Below are 18364 nucleotides of genomic sequence, written 5' to 3'. Positions count from 1 at the left end.
GCCCTCACAAAGATGTCGCTGTAATATATTGATTTTTAAAGGGTATATCTTTAAACGATCCGACTTTTAAGAAGCTCAGGTGTGTTGGCTGTTTAAAAAGGGGATGCAAAAGAGGCACGGAGACAGCAGAGGTAATGCTTGAAAATTCAAGAGCAAGAACGACAACAAATTCGATTGTGTTCTTGAGTAGTAAACAGCAACAAAAGCCGAAAGTACGTCGGACACTAGATGTACTACAAAAATTCTGGTTTAAAATACAAGGCGGACCGACACATTCACGTTTGAGTACGCGGCTAAAATCACATCACTAAGTAGTGTTGCGTAACCAAATGGAAATTTCTAAACCCCTTCTGCCTGGAAGTCCCTTGTTTATTGGGGTTGCCATGGCATAAGGTGCGGAGTTTTTACATTTGGTTGTAACGAACTACTTAACACCACTACAGTTGAGAGTATGCGTAACGACATTGCCTACAGAGTAAAAGCAATCATCAGTTCAGAGGTCGATGAAAATCGAAGAAGTAAAGCGCTGGAAGAAGAAACCGGGATACCTGCTACAAATTGGAAAAATTTTTGGACAGGTAAGCAAAAACCAACCATTGACATGATTGAAGCCATTGCCCGCCGTTGGCCTGAATATGCATTTTGGCTAGCAACAGGAATCACGGATCAGGAAAATGGCCATACTGCACCACAGCGCGCTTGGACTTGCGGACAATTAAAATCAACGAAAGAGGTGGCAGACACCGCTAGGGATTATTTTAATTTGAATATTCTCATTCAAAACTCGAAATACGGCTTTGAAACAGCATCAATACTGCAAGAGGAAGATTGCGATATCGAAAATCCGACAATCGGAAAAAGCACAGAAGAGGGAAAATATTTCATATCAACAAAAAAGCCAAAAGAGCTTGATTCTGCTATAGCTGAAATTGCTTTTAATAAACGACAAGATGAGCTAATAAAATATTACTTTAGTCAAAATTGCTTACCAGACTCATCCGTAGCCTACAAGCGCCTTTTTAATTTACTTCAATTGGCTAGAGTAGATGAAAAGGCAAGAAAATTGGCAAGTGAGATGCTACAAGCAAATAGAAAAGAAACTAATTTATAACGCAGAAAGGCCAACTAATCACGCCTTCGACAGAAAGCATTCAATATCATGCATTTTCTCAATCGGCATTACAGATAAATTAGCACGTTATTCTAGAAAAATAAATAATACATCCACACACATTATTAATGCGTTCATTCCGCGAGAGCCTATTATTTGTTGCCAAGAGCAATTTTTAACTGACTCCATCCACTAAACTTGAAGATCTTGATAAATCAAATACAATCTAAGATCAAATTCAAGTTGCATATATTCAGGCTCCATATGCAGGCATAGCTGATAAAATGATTTGCTATGTTCTTTAATCTTAAAATGAGCAAGCTCATGAACTACAATCATTCTTAAGAACTCAGGTGGGGTCATCTTAAATAAAGATGCAATCCGAATTTCATTTTTACTTTTTAGATTACTACCTTGAACCCTAGTAATATGCGTATGAGTGCCTAGTGCATGTTGCACAACTTTGATCTTACTATCAAAAACCGCCTTGGATAAAGCTGGGGTATTCTTCAAGTAATCGGCCTTGATTTCTGATATGTATTCAAATAGTTGTTTATCTGTTGTTATATTGTGACGATTTGGATAGCGCTTTGCCAAATGCGTTCCAAGCTGATTGCTAGCAATCATTGCCAGAACCCGGCTTTGTATTTGCTCTGGGTATGCGCTTAGATATTTCAATGTTGTCATTTTTTCAAGGCTAGCTGATTGCTTCAAAACCGATAAAAGGGAATGAGTGAGGAACCCAAAAGAGGTAAACCAAAGCCCTCACTTTCAATAATACCATCCCTAGCTCAATCACCTATCGCCTTTAAAAGCGCATCCCTAGCATCTTGATAGAACTGAATATCGACCTTCGTCGCCATATCATCACTTAATTCATAGAGTTGGCGACGGCAGCTGACTGGCATTAACAATGCCACCGCACCTTTTTCTACTGCGATTTCAGCTAGCGTAACGGGGTTATGAATCGGCTCGATACTGCCACCTAGATTCAACTCTCCCACCACAATCAAACCGCCTCGTACTGATTTTTTCAGCAGCGCACCGCACAAGCTGATCAGTGTCCCCATACCCAATTTTGCGCCGGACTTTGCGGCATCGAATGAGCGCAGCTGCAGTGAAAACTCATGGCTACGTGGGTCTCGATCTCCAACCAATTGCATTGCTCTTGTGTATAAGTTTTGCTCGGCAAATCGCACTGACTCTTGAAAGGCCGCAGGCTTGGGATTGTTTAAAATCTTCACGCCAGAGCCTGGCCCCTCGGTTGCTTCGATTCGATATAAACCAGGGTTATCATCCTGCCCACCTGGTCCGATGGCCCAAACCTGGCCTGGCTCTAGTGGATCGTTGCCGATGCTGTTATCACTCTGCAGCTCGGGTGTCGTTACAAATTTCTCGACCCCTTCTTCGCCCAGCGTATAGCTAAAGTGCGTATTCCTAAACTCTGCTGCGCCAATACGTTTTTGCTGCTCTTTCACACGCCGACGTACTTCAAGTGCCAAGCGAATTGCCCATTCCAAATCCGCCTCAAGTACTTCTACACCAAGTTTTGGGTAGAGTAATTTAAGCAAGCCGCTCACTGTTTTTTGCACCGCAGTAATATCACGCCCGCTCAGCGCGCCGCCCCAATGCACTTTACCCTGCAGCATGGACACGCGACTTTGATTACGCAGCTGTGTGAAGCATTCTGATAAGAAATCGCTCACCAAACCAAAATGCGATGTAAATAGCGTTGGCCCCATTTTTGGGACATCCCAACCTGGCAAGAAACAATGAATCCGATCCATAAATGCAGTGTCATCGCGCATTTCGGGTGGCATGGGACCAAATAGATGGCCAATGCGCTGTTGATGCTCCACATCCACATCAAAGTTACCCACTAATACGATACTGCCATCAGCACGGATACTTTCTTTACCACGGCTAAACTCGCCGGATTCCATATACCCTTTCATGATGTTCACGCCGTCTTTCTGATCAAAGCTCACACCAGAAACTTCATCAAAGCAGACCACATCATATTGGCAGACCAAGCCACGTTGACCGTTAGCATTGTTGACAAACATCCTAGCCACGGTTGCCTTGCCGCCAGAAATCAAATGCGCATAAGGGGAAATTTGTTGAAACAAATGGCTTTTACCCGTGCCGCGTGGACCAAGTTCGACCAAGTTATAATTACGTTCAACAAACGGCACCATACGCAAAAGCATCGCGTCTTTAGATCGATCATTCAGCCCATCAGGCTCAATACCGATGCTGCGCAGTAAAAGATTTTTCCACTCTTCGGTTGTAAAGTGCGAACGGGCATCGCCCAATACATCCAGAACTTCGCGTTTTGAAAGTTGAATTGCACGCAGCGCATCAATACCAAAAGCACGCCCACCTTTTTCTTGCGCAATACCGCTGTCGTAACCCAATGTCACTTCGGCATAAAAACCGCCAGTCAACATGCGCTCATGCTCTTTGAGCATTTCTGGCGCAATACGCACATCGTTCAAACGCAAGCTAGGCAGGCTGGCAACGTATGAATCAGTTTTAGCATCCAAACGCGCAGTAATGATGTCGATGATTTTGACCTGGCCTTGTTCTTTGGCACGTGCCTTAAATAGCTCTTCTTCACCTGCCTTGACCGTGCGCGATTCAAGTTGGCGCTGAACAATGCCCAAGCCTTCCTGAATTTCCGCTTCATCAGTTGTGGCGCAATAGCGCCCCAATAAAAACTCAACCACATACGTGGGAACAGGAAATTGGCGACTAAAAGTACGCACCAAATCCTTGCGAACGATATACCCAGGAAAATGCTCGGCCAGCTGCCGATCTAGCAAATCAAGTTCCATCGTTTATTCCCCAATGGTGGTGGTTTGTTTTTGTAATAATTCGCCGCTAGTCGATAGCACCACAATCACTGCCGCAGCACCTTCAAGTTCATCATCAGCAACAACCAAAGACGCCTTACCCGAAGCATCCAAAGCTTTGCTACTACTTAAGCTACTTGCAGCATCTTGCGGCTTGGTTCTTAAATCAACTAAAGCATCCGCAGGTGCACCACTCACTTCAATTCTGCAGCGTAATCCAGTCCATTTCACACTATTAATCTTTACCGCCGACATTGCAGCTGCTTTTGCATTCGGATTAATCACACTCAGTTGCGGAATAAGGCTTTCTTGCAAGCTAATACCGCCATGCTCATATTCTCGGCCAGCAATAAAGCTGCCAATGCCAGGGGCCATCGCAATCATCGTTTGTGCGCACCAATCCCACGGCAGAGTGAGTAGAGTTGCTTTGGACGAATCCTTTAATACGGCGCAACGCCCCCAGCGGGTTTCGGTTTGCGATTTATCCAGCTCAACTTTAGGCAAGCCGCCTGGCACCAATAACCAACCATGATCGGTCACAACACGGATTTTTTGCCAACCGGCATCAAATAGCTCGGTAATACGCTCTGCAATACTTTTGAGCTGATCATCAATATCACGCGCCAAGCGCAGACCATGCGCATGGCCGTAATGATCCAGATTGCCTGATTCAGTCCAAGCGCAACCCGTCGCAGTACCGATTTCGCTTTCGCTCAAAACTTGCCATTGCTGCTCTTGAAGTACTTTACGCAAATTGGTCGTTGATGCCATACGGCCATCAGCACTAACAATCGGCTCAAACTCTTTGTCGTCTGGCGTACCTTTTAACAAATGCGCCACAGGGCTAACCCATGTTTTTCCGGAAGCCGTCACACTCGGCACCGTGGTCCATGCGCTATCCATTTGCACGCTGAATGCTTGATCCAGCAGCATTTGTTTTAAGCGTTGCGCCACATCGAAGCGTAAACCATCGACAAAAACATAACATTCGCTCGCGCTATAATTTGCAGCCTGTGGCTCTCTCACCACGCCACCTGCAAAACCATGCGCTTGCCGTACCAAAGTTTGGAAGCGCTGATTGGTGTCTTCCAGCCACGGCACATAAATCGCTTTCAGTGCAGCCTGCACCGCTTCTTGATCCGCGCTAGTACGTACAGCAGCCATCGCCCGTAAGGCCAAATCATCCACCTGCCAAAAACGCTGACGATACGCATCGGCCATCGCATCTATCGTTGTGCCGCCAAAAGGCTCACCGATTAGCTTGCAAAGCTGGGCCAAATTTTCCAGCGCACAAGCCAGGGGGGATTGCCCCAATTCGCCCCAAAGCCAGTGTCGACGAATACCGTGGGTGGATTCGCAGGTTTCAATCACCTGCCTAGCCTCTTGCTGTGGCTTATTGCTTAAGCCTTGCAAGCTATCGCGCAGATCGTTTTCTTCTTTGATATTGGCGGCGGGATAACGTGATCGGTCGGCAAACAGATCACCACTAGGTTGCAGACGCCCTAGCAACTCTGCCACACGCGGATAGCGAGCATGTGCATCGGTGAACAACGCCCAAACAGGCTCCCATGCCGGATGACCACTGGCCAGACGCTCAGCAGCAGTCAATTCACCATCACCATCGGGGTCAAATGCGAAATCTTGTTTGCAATGTTTGCTAAACACGGCCCAGCGGCCTTCACCCCATTCGCGTTTTGACTCTTGCGAGCGATTCATCCAAACCAGCAAATCGCGGGTTTGATCTGGCACCATCAAGCCATCAAAGAATCCAGTATCTAGCGTGCGCCCCTGCAAATCAGCCAGCCGACGATCCAAAAGCTCGCCAGCCCGTAATGCACGTAACAAGGCATCTTGCGTCGCGCTATCTTGCGCAACGGTCAAACCCAAACCACCGTTGCTTGAGCACAAAAATGCATTGATAGTCCAATCTTTGGCGCTGGCCTGACTCCAGTACACACCTCGGTATTGCAACTCGGCCAGTGGTTGCAGCTCGCGAGAGCACGACTCAACGGCGCGCAATTCAGAACGGCTCACACCGGGTAAATAGATCACCGGAACACCATTAAACTGAAACTCAGGCAGGCTACCTGCAATCACGCACTTCAACCAAATAGCCGGGCCTTGCCCCAAAGCAGGTTGATAGTCCCCCAAGGTAAACAAGGGCAAACCAGCTGCACGCAAAGCGGGAATCGCCGCCCGCCATTGCTCGTCTTTATCAGTCCAAAGTACGGCAGCAGGCGCGATTTGTACGCCTTTGTGAAAACGGGCGGCAGATACAAGGGCTTCAACTAATTTGCTTAAAATCGTGGTCATTAACTTGCACACTTACATTCAGGGTGGTGGGTGGGGCGTCGGCAAATAGAGCATGGCTGGTAATACAAATGCTCAGCAATTTGCAGATCGGTGGCCCTGTCCCAGGCTTCACGATCAAAAAGACGTGGTTTTATTTGGTATAAAAAATCACCGGGAACTACTTTTTCACTTTCAACAGGCGCAACATTGGATCTCAAACAGACTTGTTGCGCCTTATCGATTTCAGGCTGTGGCCACTCGATCAAATCGGCCATGTCCTTTTTTTTTTCGGCTTGCGTATCCGGCAAACTCAAACCGAACTCCAAATTATGCACTTCCGCAAAATCACGATCGCCGTTTAAGGATGCCGTAGCCTCTGCATGTAATATCAAATTTTCATCAATTGATAATTTGAGTTCGACGCGCTCAAACAACTTGCGTGACTTGCTATCTACTTTTACTGACAGATTTTCCAGAATACTTCTCGTATCTGTGCCCTGAACGGTACGACCTGGGCGCTCTGGGCTTGTGAGCTGGATTTTAGCTTTACCATCGCGCGGATCAGTACAATACAAATTGATTGTTTCATTGCCGCTGACTTCGCCTTCACGAGGCATATCGACATTCGCTTTGATCACTGGGAAATGTGTTTGCCCAGCTACCAAAACCTCAATGTTTTTGGCCAACTTCAAATTAGCGCGATCATGCGCAATCCAAGCTGCGCCTTCAGAAATCACCGTTGCGCCACGCTCAGATACATGCAAACACTGCGGACCGAATAACTCCAGCAAGCGTGATTGGATCATCGGCATATTGACCATGCCGCCAGTGGCTAAGCAGAGCGAAATCTGGGAAGGGTTGATTCTTAAGCCATTCAGCAAATTATGAATGCGCTGAATGCCGGACTCAATTTTACTGCTGACCATTGCCTCAAAATCAGCCCGTTTTAGTGTGAACTCCAAATCGGGATCATCCATCGAGTCCGAATCGAAATAGCTCGGTACATAGACCAAAGCTTCACTTCGATCAGACAAGCTAATTTTTGCAGCTTCGGCACGTGCCAACAATTTTTGGCGAGCACCTGACCGAGGTAAAACTTCATCGGTGATATTGCGCTCAGCTAAAGAGCGCCTTACCACTTCATTTACAATCATTTCGTCGAGAACATCACCACCGACATCACTGCAACCATCATTTTTGATCTGCAGTAGCATGCCATCCATGATTTTGCACAACGTTAAATCTAAAGTGCCGCCACCCCAATCAAAAACCAAAACCAATTCACGATTGAGCTCGCGAATTTTTTGCTCAAAGTTGTCTTGATTGCGTAGGTGTCCATATAAAGCAGCGAGGGGCTCATGCACAAACTGGACGATGCTCATTCCTGCCATACGAAACGCATCACGTAACTCGGCGCGCCGATGTCCTTGCATATCAACAGGAATAGTCACAACGGCATGGTCATACTGTCCTGGTTGCTGTTCTTGCGCAGCGTTTTTCACATAACGCACTAAATCCGCAACAATTTCTTTAGGATTTCTGGCTACATCATCAACCCAAATTTTGGGTTCCCCAAGTCGGGTTTTAGGTGAGCGAACGATATTGCCAATTACACCTAGTTGCATGTTCGCCAAACGTTCTTTAGCTTTGCGCCCAACAATAATCTGATCACCCTGATAGCACACCACCGATGGATGCGGCATATTACCGTCGAGCAATGAGATTACCCGATCACCAACAATAATCGAAATCAAACTGTTCGTCGTGCCAAAGTCAAAACCAATCGCATGCTTCATTGCATTAATCCTTTAATTTCTTGAGTTCATCATTCAGATGATCAATGACATCAGGTAAATACATCTGCACAACTTGAATCTTCGGTGGATTACGCTGCAAAGCAGTCACGCAATCATTCAGTACGCCAACTTCATGCTCAAGCACTTGATAGGTACGCCCACGGTTTTTTTCGAGATCATCTTTTAAATGCACACCCGTAACATGGGATGCCTCTACCGTCGACTTCAACTTCAAGCGTAAAGCTTCAATTTCTGCCTGTAGCAAGGCATTTTGTTGCTGCGCTTGCTCGCACTCTGCACGAGCTTGATCACGTTCTGTGTGTGCGCGCACGACATCTTGTTGCAAATTCTGCTGGGCATGGATTAAGGCATTTTCTTGCTTAGAAAACCAATGCACTAATGACGCTAGCTTGTTCGATTCTTTGGTAGAGACCAGGAATGTAATTGCCTCATGTTCAAGCTCGCGACCATCGAGCGCAAATTCTAAATGTGAGTTTTTAAGCTCAGCCATTAGCCGTGAAAAGCTAGTCACTTCCCAACTAAAACGCCAAATCAGGCTGCAGTAAAATGCATTAATCCTTGCCTCTTGCATTTCTTTGAGTCCGACTTTCTTCTTGCCTTCAGCAACGTCAGTCGGAGCCTCAGCATCTTCTGCATTCGATGAATCACTCGGCGGAGTCGGAATAATATGCTTGAACGACTTCCACAAATCGCTCAGCGTAAAGGTTTCGGTGTAATCCTTGCGTGGAAACACGTGTGATGGCTCGGCAGAGCGCATGCAGTGATGGCGCAAAACCACATCACGGGCGAATGAGCGTAATGTTTCAGCCAAACTCGGATAACCGCGATCATCCAAGCTCAGTAGCAATAATTTCTTGCTAAGCTCCAAAGTCGGATCATTGTCGGCTGCCAAATCAAACAAGTCTGACCGAAGTTCAGGCTGAATTTGTGCTGAAAATTTAATTTTATTAAAGATGGGCTCAGGCAGGCTCTTCAATCGTTTGGTATAAAACGCCTGTAAATATTCAGTGACATTCTCTGGCGCAGGCTCTTTCTTGGTTTCTTTATCCGCATCAACATCGGATTTTTTTTGATTCTTTTTCTTGCTAGCTGGTTCACTCTTTGCGTCTGCCGTCACATTCACCGAGCTCGTCACCACAGCATCAGCCACAGGCAATACCTCGGCGGCATTCATAGCCGGGTCTTGAACAGACTCAAGCTGCTCGATGAATGCTCGCTCTTGGATTGGAGCCGGCTGGGCAACACGAGACTCACCAGTCTTTTTATTAATAACCGTAGGGATTTTTTTAGGTTTGTTTTTCATTCATGGTCTCACATTGATCCAATACAGCCTGTGCCCAAGCACCAAATGCAGGGTCGTTCATTGAACCACGCGCCTGATGTTTCGCTGGCGCGTAATCATGCATAAATAAGTAAATTTGGCTCAGTAGCATGGAGAGCTTCAATTTGTCTTCATCGAAATGTGCGGAGTCACGCTTGCTTTGAACAATTAAATCCAGTTGTTCGGCTTGGCGTTCGAGGGGCATTAACACCCAATTCAAGATTGAATCTGTAAACCGATCTAAAGGCAGTTTGAGCCCTTGGTCTATAACGCCAATACCTGTTGGTTTTGCAAGATTTGGTACTTGGGTCTGCAAATGATGAAACCATTGCATCGCCTGCTGCAGTTTGGGTGCGTGCTCCAGCGTGCTACCGGCAGAAAAACAATTCAAATTAAAATTGATCACGCCACAAATGGCCCGAGCCAGCGGGGTATCAAAGCGTTTGAGCACCTCTAATGCGCGGCTCATGCGACCTTTGGCTTGATCGCGCCTCAATTGCGTGCCGCCAGTTTGATCTTTAGCCAAAATGGCATAAATGTAATGGCTCAAGCCATCTACATACGCCAACACCGTATTAAATTTACGGCACGCCTTAACAAACTGATCGACCGCCAATACCGACAAATTCACTTGATCCAGCAAGGTGAAAAATAGCTCGTCGACTTGTGCCAACTCCGCCAAATCGGCCACATGAATCTTTAATTCATATTCACTACTCAGCCCTTCGTTGACCAGCCGAATTTTCACGATCTTTTGCCGCTGCTGCGTTAGAAAATGCCGCAATACCGCTTCGCTCACCCGCTCACCTTCAAGCTCCAGCCAATCGGCCTGCTTAAAATCAAAGTCATCCGCTGCAATAACGTGGTAAATATCTTCACGCGGATTATTCAGCTCACGTCCCTGATAAAACAGCACAGGACGGCGATAAGGGTGTTCGTTAAAACGATGTTCAAACAGCTCATCTTTCGTCGCAAACTGCGCTTGGCAATGCAGACAAGCAAACTTTTCGGGAACAATCACATGCCCAGTCCATGGGGAATCCGGCGTTGGCACACTCCCGCCTGAATTACCTGGATCTATCGTATCCCATAGCACTAGATACCCCATGATGGTGGCCTTATTTTTTAGCGGCTAATTTCTCAGCCAGCGTTAAGTGGTGATTATTGATCCGTTCGCCTTTGAAGACGTGAAACCATGGCGCGGATTCGACGTCGGTGCCGCGATCTTTTTCCCATTTCACGTTCAGTTTAGGGGCTTTGTTGTGGCGCAGGACTTCGGCGGTCATCCAGGGGCGGATATTCATGCGTACGCCGTCGTTCAGGTCTGGGTTCCAGCCGATGGCTTGCTCGGCCAGCGGTTTCCAGCGCACGAAAATATCGTAGGGCGCTTCGCCTGCGAGGATTTTTTCTAGCTTGGATTTAAGCTCCAGCGCAGCATTCAAACGGCGTTGTGCATCTGTATCGCCCGCTTTGTCAGCTGTATCAAGGCCTGCAATCCAATCCCCCAGGTAGGTATGGATTAAACGCTCCAGCGTTTTCTGGTTTAGCTGGTGGTAGTTCAACAAGACAGAGAAACCGTCTTTGAGCCCGTCCCACACCTGCCAGACAAAGGGGCGATGGCCGAAGCGTTTGCAGTGCTGCTCGAAGAAATAATCACGCAGCCACACTTCCAGGCCTTTGCCTTCGCAATTGGCTTCTTTCAGCAGTTTATTGAGCACATCCGGATGCCAAGCATCGCCCCAGGCGGCGATCAGCAAATCAAGCAAGCGATCTGCCGCTGATTTTTCACCCCGCACCGCAGGCAAGCAGACAATCCCATCGTCATCGGCGAATGCATTAAGGAGCTTGCTTTCGGCTATCCAAGCGTGAGCCTCGTCGGATAAGTCCATTTGCGCATCGGTTTCGGCAGGCCATTGATAACCAAGCAGGCGAGCAACAGCGACTTGTAGCGGATCGGTAGACGGCTTTGGGTGGCCGTGGAAAATCCACTGGGTTGGGTCGTCGGAATAGGGTTTTGGCAATCCTAATGGATATATTTCATCCGCTACTTTCAACCAATAATCTAAATCAAACGGAACTTTAACAAAAGTAGCATTTGTTACATTTCGTTTCTGATCTATTTTTTCCAATTCTTCAAAAAAATCAATTGATTGACAAAATAAATAAATAGCCGCCAGATGCGATGGATCTTTTGGAATTATGGCGGCACTACTCTGATCATAAAGATTGCCGGAGTAAACAGCACTTGGGCATGGTTTAGTCAAACGAACTAAAATTCCTTGTTTATTCCATGCCTCACACCCCTGAATTCTCGCTTGAGTAGATGCCTGCAAACTTCCATTACCATTTTCCCATCGAAGTATTCCATAGCGTCCCTGATATAAAGTGGCATCTTCACATGGCATTTGAAAAAATACCCAATCAGATTTTTTACTTGAAGAAAACTCAACTTCCCAAAAAGAAAATAAATATTGTGGTGTATCTCCATTCTGGAGGCCGACAAAAGATCCAGCATAATTATTTAATAATTTATGCCCTGCTATTTTATCAAGTACAATTCGTTGATCTGGATGCTTCATTTGCTGTATTTGACTATGTTTTTTCATAGCTTGATTAGTCAATTCAAACGCTTTTTCTAGTGGGGTAATGGCTTGTGATGTATCAACACTAAAAAATCGACCGTCATTCGAAGGCTCTGTTTTAGTGAGCATCAAAAGAATTGCTTTTACCACTTCTCCTGAAATTGTCTCAAATGCGCCGGGACCCAATCGAGCAAGAAAATCCCATTTTTGTTTTAGGAGTAGTTTTGATCGTTGAACTTTATAACTAGTTAGAAACAACCAATTTTGTGGCATTACCACATGAACAGAACAAGATGATTTCGTTAACTCTATACAGCGTTCAAGAAACACATTTGCCAAATCCCCTTTCACTTCTGGGTACATTTTTGCACAAAAAATCCGTAAATCATCACACAATTCGTTTAGATTTTTATATGGAACATTAGTAATGACCAAGTGGTAACGAGACTCCAGTAAACGTGCTGCCTGCAACAAACCTTGCGCGCTCAATGCTAACTCTCGATACTCTTCATCCTCATTTACGAAAGCAGCATTCTCCGATGCCAAAGCCTGCGCCAGTAAATCACTGAGCTGATGGTAATTCGCCGCAAACAGATCGCCTTTATTCACTTTGGCTGGATCAAGCAAACTCCCAAGTAGTGGCGCCTGGGCAAAAGTGGCGTGCAAATGCGCCAAACCTTGGCGTAAATGCTCAGCATTCGGTGCATCAACTGGCACCAGCGCTTGCCAAGCCTCGACTTTGGCTGCAACTTTTAATCCGCAGCAGGCGATATTAGGCGCAGGCATGCTGGCGCGTGCGCCAAGTGGGTTGCCACTTTCATCACTAAAGCGCCACGCTGTCAGCGCCAGTGCAAACACGGCGATTTCCACGCAACGGGCATCGAGCTCCAGGCCGTGCAGATTGTCGGCCAGCACCGCATCTACCGCTTGAGCGGCACTCAGACCTTCGCTGGCCATACGCATGGGCACTAGCATTAAAAACGCCGCGACCAAGAAATGGCCGGAGCCACAACACGGGTCCAGCAGGGTGAAATCTTTTAACGATTGCGGCCAGCCTTCGTATTCGCCAGCGGCAGGTTTACCGTCGTCCAAGGTGCGCAAGTAGGTGAGCGGCACCGGGCTAGGCAGCTCGGGATGCCGCGTTACCCACCATGCGCCGAGCGAGTTATGCAGCAAAAAATCCACCATGTACGGCTCGGTAAACAGCTGCGTGACGGCGGGGAGTTCATCGGCACCGATTTTAACGCCCGAGGCGTTCACATCGTCTTTGCGTTTGGCTTGCCAGAATTGGTACACCCAGCCCAGGCTATCGCTAGCTTGGAATACCTCGCTGGATAGCGCTGCAAGCAGCTTTTCTAACTCTCGCTGTTGCTCGGGGGCGAAGACCAAATCAAACACGGGTGAAGCGGGTTTAAACACTTGCGGCAACATGCGCGCCGCCAAAATACCGGCCAATTCCCAGCCGGATTTAGCGCCCAAGCTGGTATCGGGGTCTTGGACTAATTCTTCACATTCGGCGAGCGACACAGGTGCGCCGACCTCGTACATCAACATATTGCTTTCGGCCAAAAAGCGCGCAAACAGCATACGATGCCAATGCTCGTAGGCGGTTTCCCAAACCAAATGCTGGATTTCTTGCGTATCGTCGCCGTGCTTCACATCACCCAAGGCGCGACCATGCGCCCGCAATTTACGCCGTAACACTTTTTGCACGTCGTTTAAATGCGCAGGCAATGCGCCTTCACCGACACCCAAATGCTCCAAAGCCGCCTGTGCTGCGCGCTCGGCGACTTCACGCGCCTGTTTTACTGTGGCTTCGAGTTTGTTGCGTAATTCTTTTGATAGCGTGGTCATTTTGATCCTGAATACTTAAAGCCAAAGTGCATCGGCTTGCCATTGCACAGGAAAGCCCATGTCGGCGGGATTTATGCCGGGATAGCTGGCGAGAATATTTTGTAATGTTCGTGGCCAATCACTATTCGGATTGATGGCTCGCGATAAGAGGCGAATCACCACGGCGTAAGAGTAGAAGCTTTGCGGGTCGGTGAAATGCTTGGCCTGCTGAGTAAATACCTTGGGGCGCATACTGAAGCGGCGATTCCATACTCGCCCATGATGCGCGCAGATGTTGCGCAAGACAGTGAGCGCGTGCAGCCAAGACTCCAGCACTTCCATTTGCAGCTGAAACACCTTGGCAATGGCTTTTTTCGGATGCGGTTTGCTGGCATCAGCCTTTTGCAAATGCTGGTAAATTTTCGACCATTTGCCAAAAGTGACGCATTCAGCCATTAGCCAACTGGGCGGTAAAGCGGGATCGGTATATTTACTGTAAAAATGCTGAGCAAAGGCGTCTTTGCTGCGACGGGTTTCACTATCAACTTCGGCCAAGAAGGTTTGCAGTGGAAACGCTTCTAAACTGCCATCGCGCTTTTTGATGTCGCCAAAAATCACGGCAGGCTGATTGAAATACCAAAACGGACCATAGTCATCACTCATCGTATTGCTGATGACGGTACGGATGCCCACTTCGATGGTTTCCAATTCACGCAATATCGCACCGCGCAATTCATGATCTAACCGGTATGCATCGGTAATCATTGATAGCGTTGTGCCAGGGTTAAATACCCTACCATTTGCAGTGGAATGCATCCACGGCAGCGCATAACCACGCAAGCGGAAATAGCCGATAAAAGTCAGCGCTTGTGTCGCGGCTGCAAGATCAGGGATTTGCAGGCCTTTGGCTTGCCAGTGTGCAATTTGATCGGGGATAGATAGGGGCGACTTGGCATATTTCATAATGCGACCCCAGAAACGAGAAACCCGCCATGGGAGCACTGTACGCCTTGCGGCGCCTGAAGTGTGGCGGGTGTTGTTGCAATCATTATCACGAATCTCCGAGCTCTGGTCAAGGTTATTAAGCAGGAATCACTGGGCCGTTAGCCAATTTGGCCAACAGCGTTTTTTCTGCTTCTTGCAACCATGCGGCCACATCGGCTTCGGTGTGCAAAGTACGGCGCGGCAGCTGAGCTTGAATCACTTTGGGCTCCAGCAATTTCGCCGCAGCCAAGCGCAGTGCTTCAAAGCGACTCGTCAAGCCATGGCGGCGCTCATTCCAATATGCAATACCGCATTCATCAAGGGCATCTTCTAGCTCTTGCGGGCTTGCCAATTTCAGCGGCACTGGTGCCTTGATACTGTGTTGTGCCAACAATGCGGCACGGTTGCTCTCATCCAATTTTTGCCAATTGCTATCCGCATCCAGCTGGGTCATTTCTCTCTCATAGCTATCGGCATAATCTTGCCAGTTCGCATTGAGGGCTTGGCGCAAAAGCTCTGAAACTTGTGTGAGCAAAGGGCGAACCGGATCAGGCTCGGCCAGTAGGCTACGCTGCGCGATAATGGCCTGCTGCTCTGCACGAATGGCTTCGTGCCCTGGTAATGGCTTAGCATGATCAAGTAAACCGAGCAGTTGATCCCAAATCGGCATGCGCAGCGCAATTGCCTCTGCGGCAGCAACCCAGGCTTTGCTGTGATTTACGATGTTTTCTGATTGGCTCAAGACCTCAAGCAATAAGGCATTGCCTGATTGCAGCTCAAGGTTACGCAACCAATCGGGTAAGCTGTTTTCAGGGCGTGGCGCTGCGCCACCTGCGGCCTGAGCCTGCTCGCGCAACTTCGCCAAAAGGCCTGGTACTCGTTGAGTTTCTTCGCCCGAATTACAAGACGGCAATCCCAGCTCGGGAAATAATTTGCGCAATTTAATCAGCTGAACCGTGCTAACCGTCACGGTTTCTGGTTTGAAGGTCGCTTGCGTTAGCTTCTGACGATCAAGGCTTTTCGCATCGACGTTTTGCCCGCTCACATCGGTGGCGCGCAAAATGCCTGCGGCGAGCAAGGCATACAACACGGCATCGACCGCGTCTTGCGGCCAGCCGTATGGAGCCTCAATAAAGTTAGCACGTACATCTGCGCCTTTTTTCTGCGCTCCGATAAAGCTAAGCACTTTTGCAGATACCGGGTGTTTCTCTGGCTCGGTGTTATGGCCGATTTTTTTGAATGCATCGGCACTACCTTTGCGAGCTTCAGTGAGCACATTGCCCCACTCCGCAAAGTCAGCCACATCAAATTCCCGATACAAACGGATAACCGATGATTTGGCCGCCGAAGTTACACGCTCCGCTAAGGTGTTACCCGCGCTAACTTCTTGCCCACCCGCTTGGAATACTTTCACTCCCGCCATGATCTCGCCGATCAGTTTTTTGACTTCTTTTTCTGCGTGAGATTGGCGAGACTCCATCGCTCGGCGTGCTTCTTGCCCCTCAGCGCCGACCGGAGTGCCTTTGCGCTCTAAGGTTTTTGATGCAGCTTCGAGCGAAACAATGGCATTACTTAAATCGCCTTTGTTTTGATCTGGGATGTAAACAAAAATCGTTGGGTTATCAGCGCCTTTGTTGCGTGCATCGGCAATCACACCTTTCTCTTCGGTGGACCAACCATCTTGCACCCAAATGTAGAGATTTTTGTCGTGATCTTTTGGCAAGTCGCGGTCGAAACACAGCTCAAAACTGCGCGGAACGCCGGATTTACCGTGATTTTCAGTACGTGCTTTGGAGAGCTGCGTACGGATTTCTTTTGTGAAAAGGTCAACTCGAATCGTTTCCACTTTGCCCGTGGAGTTTTTAATTTCAGTTTCCTGAGCGCGGTATTCTTCATACCAGCCGCTACTTTCACGGGTTTGCAGGCGGTACTCTGTACCGCTTGCGCCTTCCAAAGCCATGATCAAACGATCATCGTTTTGCAGCGAATTGAGCACTGTCGGCAAAGCTGCGCGAAGCTCGTTCGACCCTTGCTGAAGATTAGTGACCAATAAATCGGCCAAAGTCGTGAGCGTGGCACGCAATCCGATTTCTTCAGCCACTTCATTGGGCAATTTATTAATCAGGTATACCAGCTTGAGCACTTTAGATTTCAGTAGGTCAGTGGCATCACCTTCGGCAAAACGGCGAATTTGCTCGTAGATTTCGAGTGGCATAGCCGCTGTCGAAAGTAGATCGCTAGAAATTTGATCGTAGAGAAAATCCCCCGCAACCACATTGCCCAGTTCTTCTTCGCTACTGGCCTGCACCGCTTCATGCACGATACGGAGTTGATTGCGAAGTTGAGACACGGTGCCAGTCGCATCAATGTGGCGCAAGCTGCGCTCCCAAAAACGACGACGAACAGGCAGGATTGGGTAATCGGCCACCATATCATTTTCATCATCACGGCTGTGCTCAAGCTTTGTACCGCGTAAGTGGCTACAAATTTCACCCAGGTTTTGTTTTAAAACCTGATCGACTTGTGGCGACACGCTGGTTTTTTTAGCCAGGATAATTTGGCGAATCACCGTATCAACGTCGTTGTCACCCAACAAAATCGAGACAGGGAAACGGCCTTGGATTTTAGACAGCAGTGGAGTACCCGACATTGCGGTTTGGCCTGTCGCTACAAATAGCAGCTTGCCGCTAAAATGATTGCAGCACGCTTCGGTCACTTCTTGCACCTTGTAGGCTTTGTCGGTGTCAGTGCCAATGTATTGCTGCATTTCATCAAGAACGATCAAAGTCAGCGGGAATTTGCCGTCGATAGACAGCGCTTCTTTGATCGCCAACACCATATCATCGTTACTGATGTCGGTGACTTGGGGGAAATTTGATTTCAATAACTGACGTGCTTCAGCCTCTGAATTTGCAAAGCCTGGGTATGCCTTTAATAGGCCTTTGGCGATGTACGGCGAAACATACATATTTGGCAATTCTTGCTCAAGCGTTCGGCCATGAGACTCTACTTCTGACTGCACCTGCGCCAGATAGCCTTCTTGCTTGAGCCACATGACAAAACTGGCTTGCGAATATGACTCGGGTAGCCCTTTCGATTTAAATACAATGCGTAGCAAGGCCAAACGCACGTTATTACCCGCACCGGCTCCCAGCTTACCTGCTGCTGCATGCAGACCACCCAGCCGTTTTCCAGCCGTAGATAGCTCCAGCAATGGCTCTTTAACATCATCTGGCAAATGCGCCAAGCTACGTGCTGTAGCACCATCAGCAAACGTAAAGTCAGTCCATAAATTGCGCAGCATCTTGGCCAAATGCGACTTACCGCTACCAAAGAAGCCAGAAATCCATACGCCTGGCTGAGCGGCATTATTTCCAAGATTGGTCAAAAAGGTATCCAGCACCTTTTTAACCCCAGAGCGGTATTGACCATCACAAACGAAGGTTTCTAACTCGTAACGCAAAATACTAACGGCACCATCCGAATAATCTTCGGCAACTTCTGCAACACCGTTGTTGACTAAGCGATTGGCTTTAGGTGGTTTTTGGTAGATTTCAAAATTTTTCATG

The 18364-nt window shown here is 47.9% G+C and carries 10 protein-coding genes; 1 reads left to right on the top strand and 9 read right to left on the bottom strand.

Going from position 1 to position 18364, the window contains the following annotated elements:
* Positions 1-451 precede the first annotated feature (451 nt).
* Positions 452-1111: a hypothetical protein gene (locus GM173_RS03030; protein ID WP_203569844.1), complete on the top strand. Its 660-nt coding sequence runs from the start codon at positions 452-454 to the stop codon at positions 1109-1111.
* Between the two features lie 192 nt (positions 1112-1303).
* On the opposite strand, the gene GM173_RS03025 is transcribed toward GM173_RS03030, so the two are convergent.
* From GM173_RS03025 to brxC, 9 genes are all read right to left on the bottom strand, one after another.
* On the bottom strand, positions 1304-1798 hold the full coding sequence (locus tag GM173_RS03025) for a M48 metallopeptidase family protein (protein WP_203569843.1): 495 nt from the start codon (positions 1796-1798) through the stop codon (positions 1304-1306).
* Between the two features lie 104 nt (positions 1799-1902).
* Positions 1903-3948 carry a BREX system Lon protease-like protein BrxL gene (gene brxL, locus GM173_RS03020; RefSeq protein WP_203569842.1) on the bottom strand — a complete coding sequence of 682 codons (2046 nt, stop codon included), beginning with the start codon at positions 3946-3948 and terminating at the stop codon, positions 1903-1905.
* A 3-nt stretch (positions 3949-3951) separates the two neighbouring features.
* Complete coding sequence (gene pglZ, locus GM173_RS03015) at positions 3952-6279, bottom strand: BREX-1 system phosphatase PglZ type B (RefSeq protein WP_203569841.1); 2328 nt, start codon at positions 6277-6279, stop codon at positions 3952-3954.
* Complete coding sequence (locus GM173_RS03010; RefSeq protein WP_203569840.1) at positions 6279-8054, bottom strand: Hsp70 family protein; 1776 nt, start codon at positions 8052-8054, stop codon at positions 6279-6281. The genes pglZ and GM173_RS03010 overlap by 1 nt, the downstream gene beginning before the upstream one ends.
* 4 nt (positions 8055-8058) lie before the next feature.
* Positions 8059-9378: a hypothetical protein gene (locus GM173_RS03005; RefSeq protein ID WP_203569839.1), complete on the bottom strand. Its 1320-nt coding sequence runs from the start codon at positions 9376-9378 to the stop codon at positions 8059-8061.
* Positions 9362-10504 carry a hypothetical protein gene (locus GM173_RS03000; protein ID WP_203569838.1) on the bottom strand — a complete coding sequence of 381 codons (1143 nt, stop codon included), beginning with the start codon at positions 10502-10504 and terminating at the stop codon, positions 9362-9364. Before GM173_RS03000 ends, GM173_RS03005 begins: the two co-directional genes overlap by 17 nt.
* A gap of 10 nt (positions 10505-10514) precedes the next feature.
* Positions 10515-13832, bottom strand: a complete 3318-nt coding sequence (locus GM173_RS02995; protein WP_203569837.1) for an N-6 DNA methylase — start codon at positions 13830-13832, stop codon at positions 10515-10517.
* Positions 13833-13847: 15 nt separating this feature from the next.
* Positions 13848-14774, bottom strand: coding sequence for an Abi family protein (locus GM173_RS02990; protein WP_203569836.1), 927 nt, complete (start codon positions 14772-14774; stop codon positions 13848-13850).
* A 118-nt stretch (positions 14775-14892) separates the two neighbouring features.
* Positions 14893-18363, bottom strand: a complete 3471-nt coding sequence (brxC, locus tag GM173_RS02985) for a BREX system P-loop protein BrxC (protein WP_203569835.1) — start codon at positions 18361-18363, stop codon at positions 14893-14895.
* Between the last annotated feature and the right edge of the window lies 1 nt (position 18364).

The sequence above is a fragment of the Deefgea chitinilytica genome (assembly GCF_016881405.1).
In the GTDB taxonomy this organism is placed as follows: domain Bacteria; phylum Pseudomonadota; class Gammaproteobacteria; order Burkholderiales; family Chitinibacteraceae; genus Deefgea; species Deefgea chitinilytica.
Note: the sequence above shows the minus strand (reverse complement) of the source record. Positions and strands in the feature narration are given on the sequence as shown.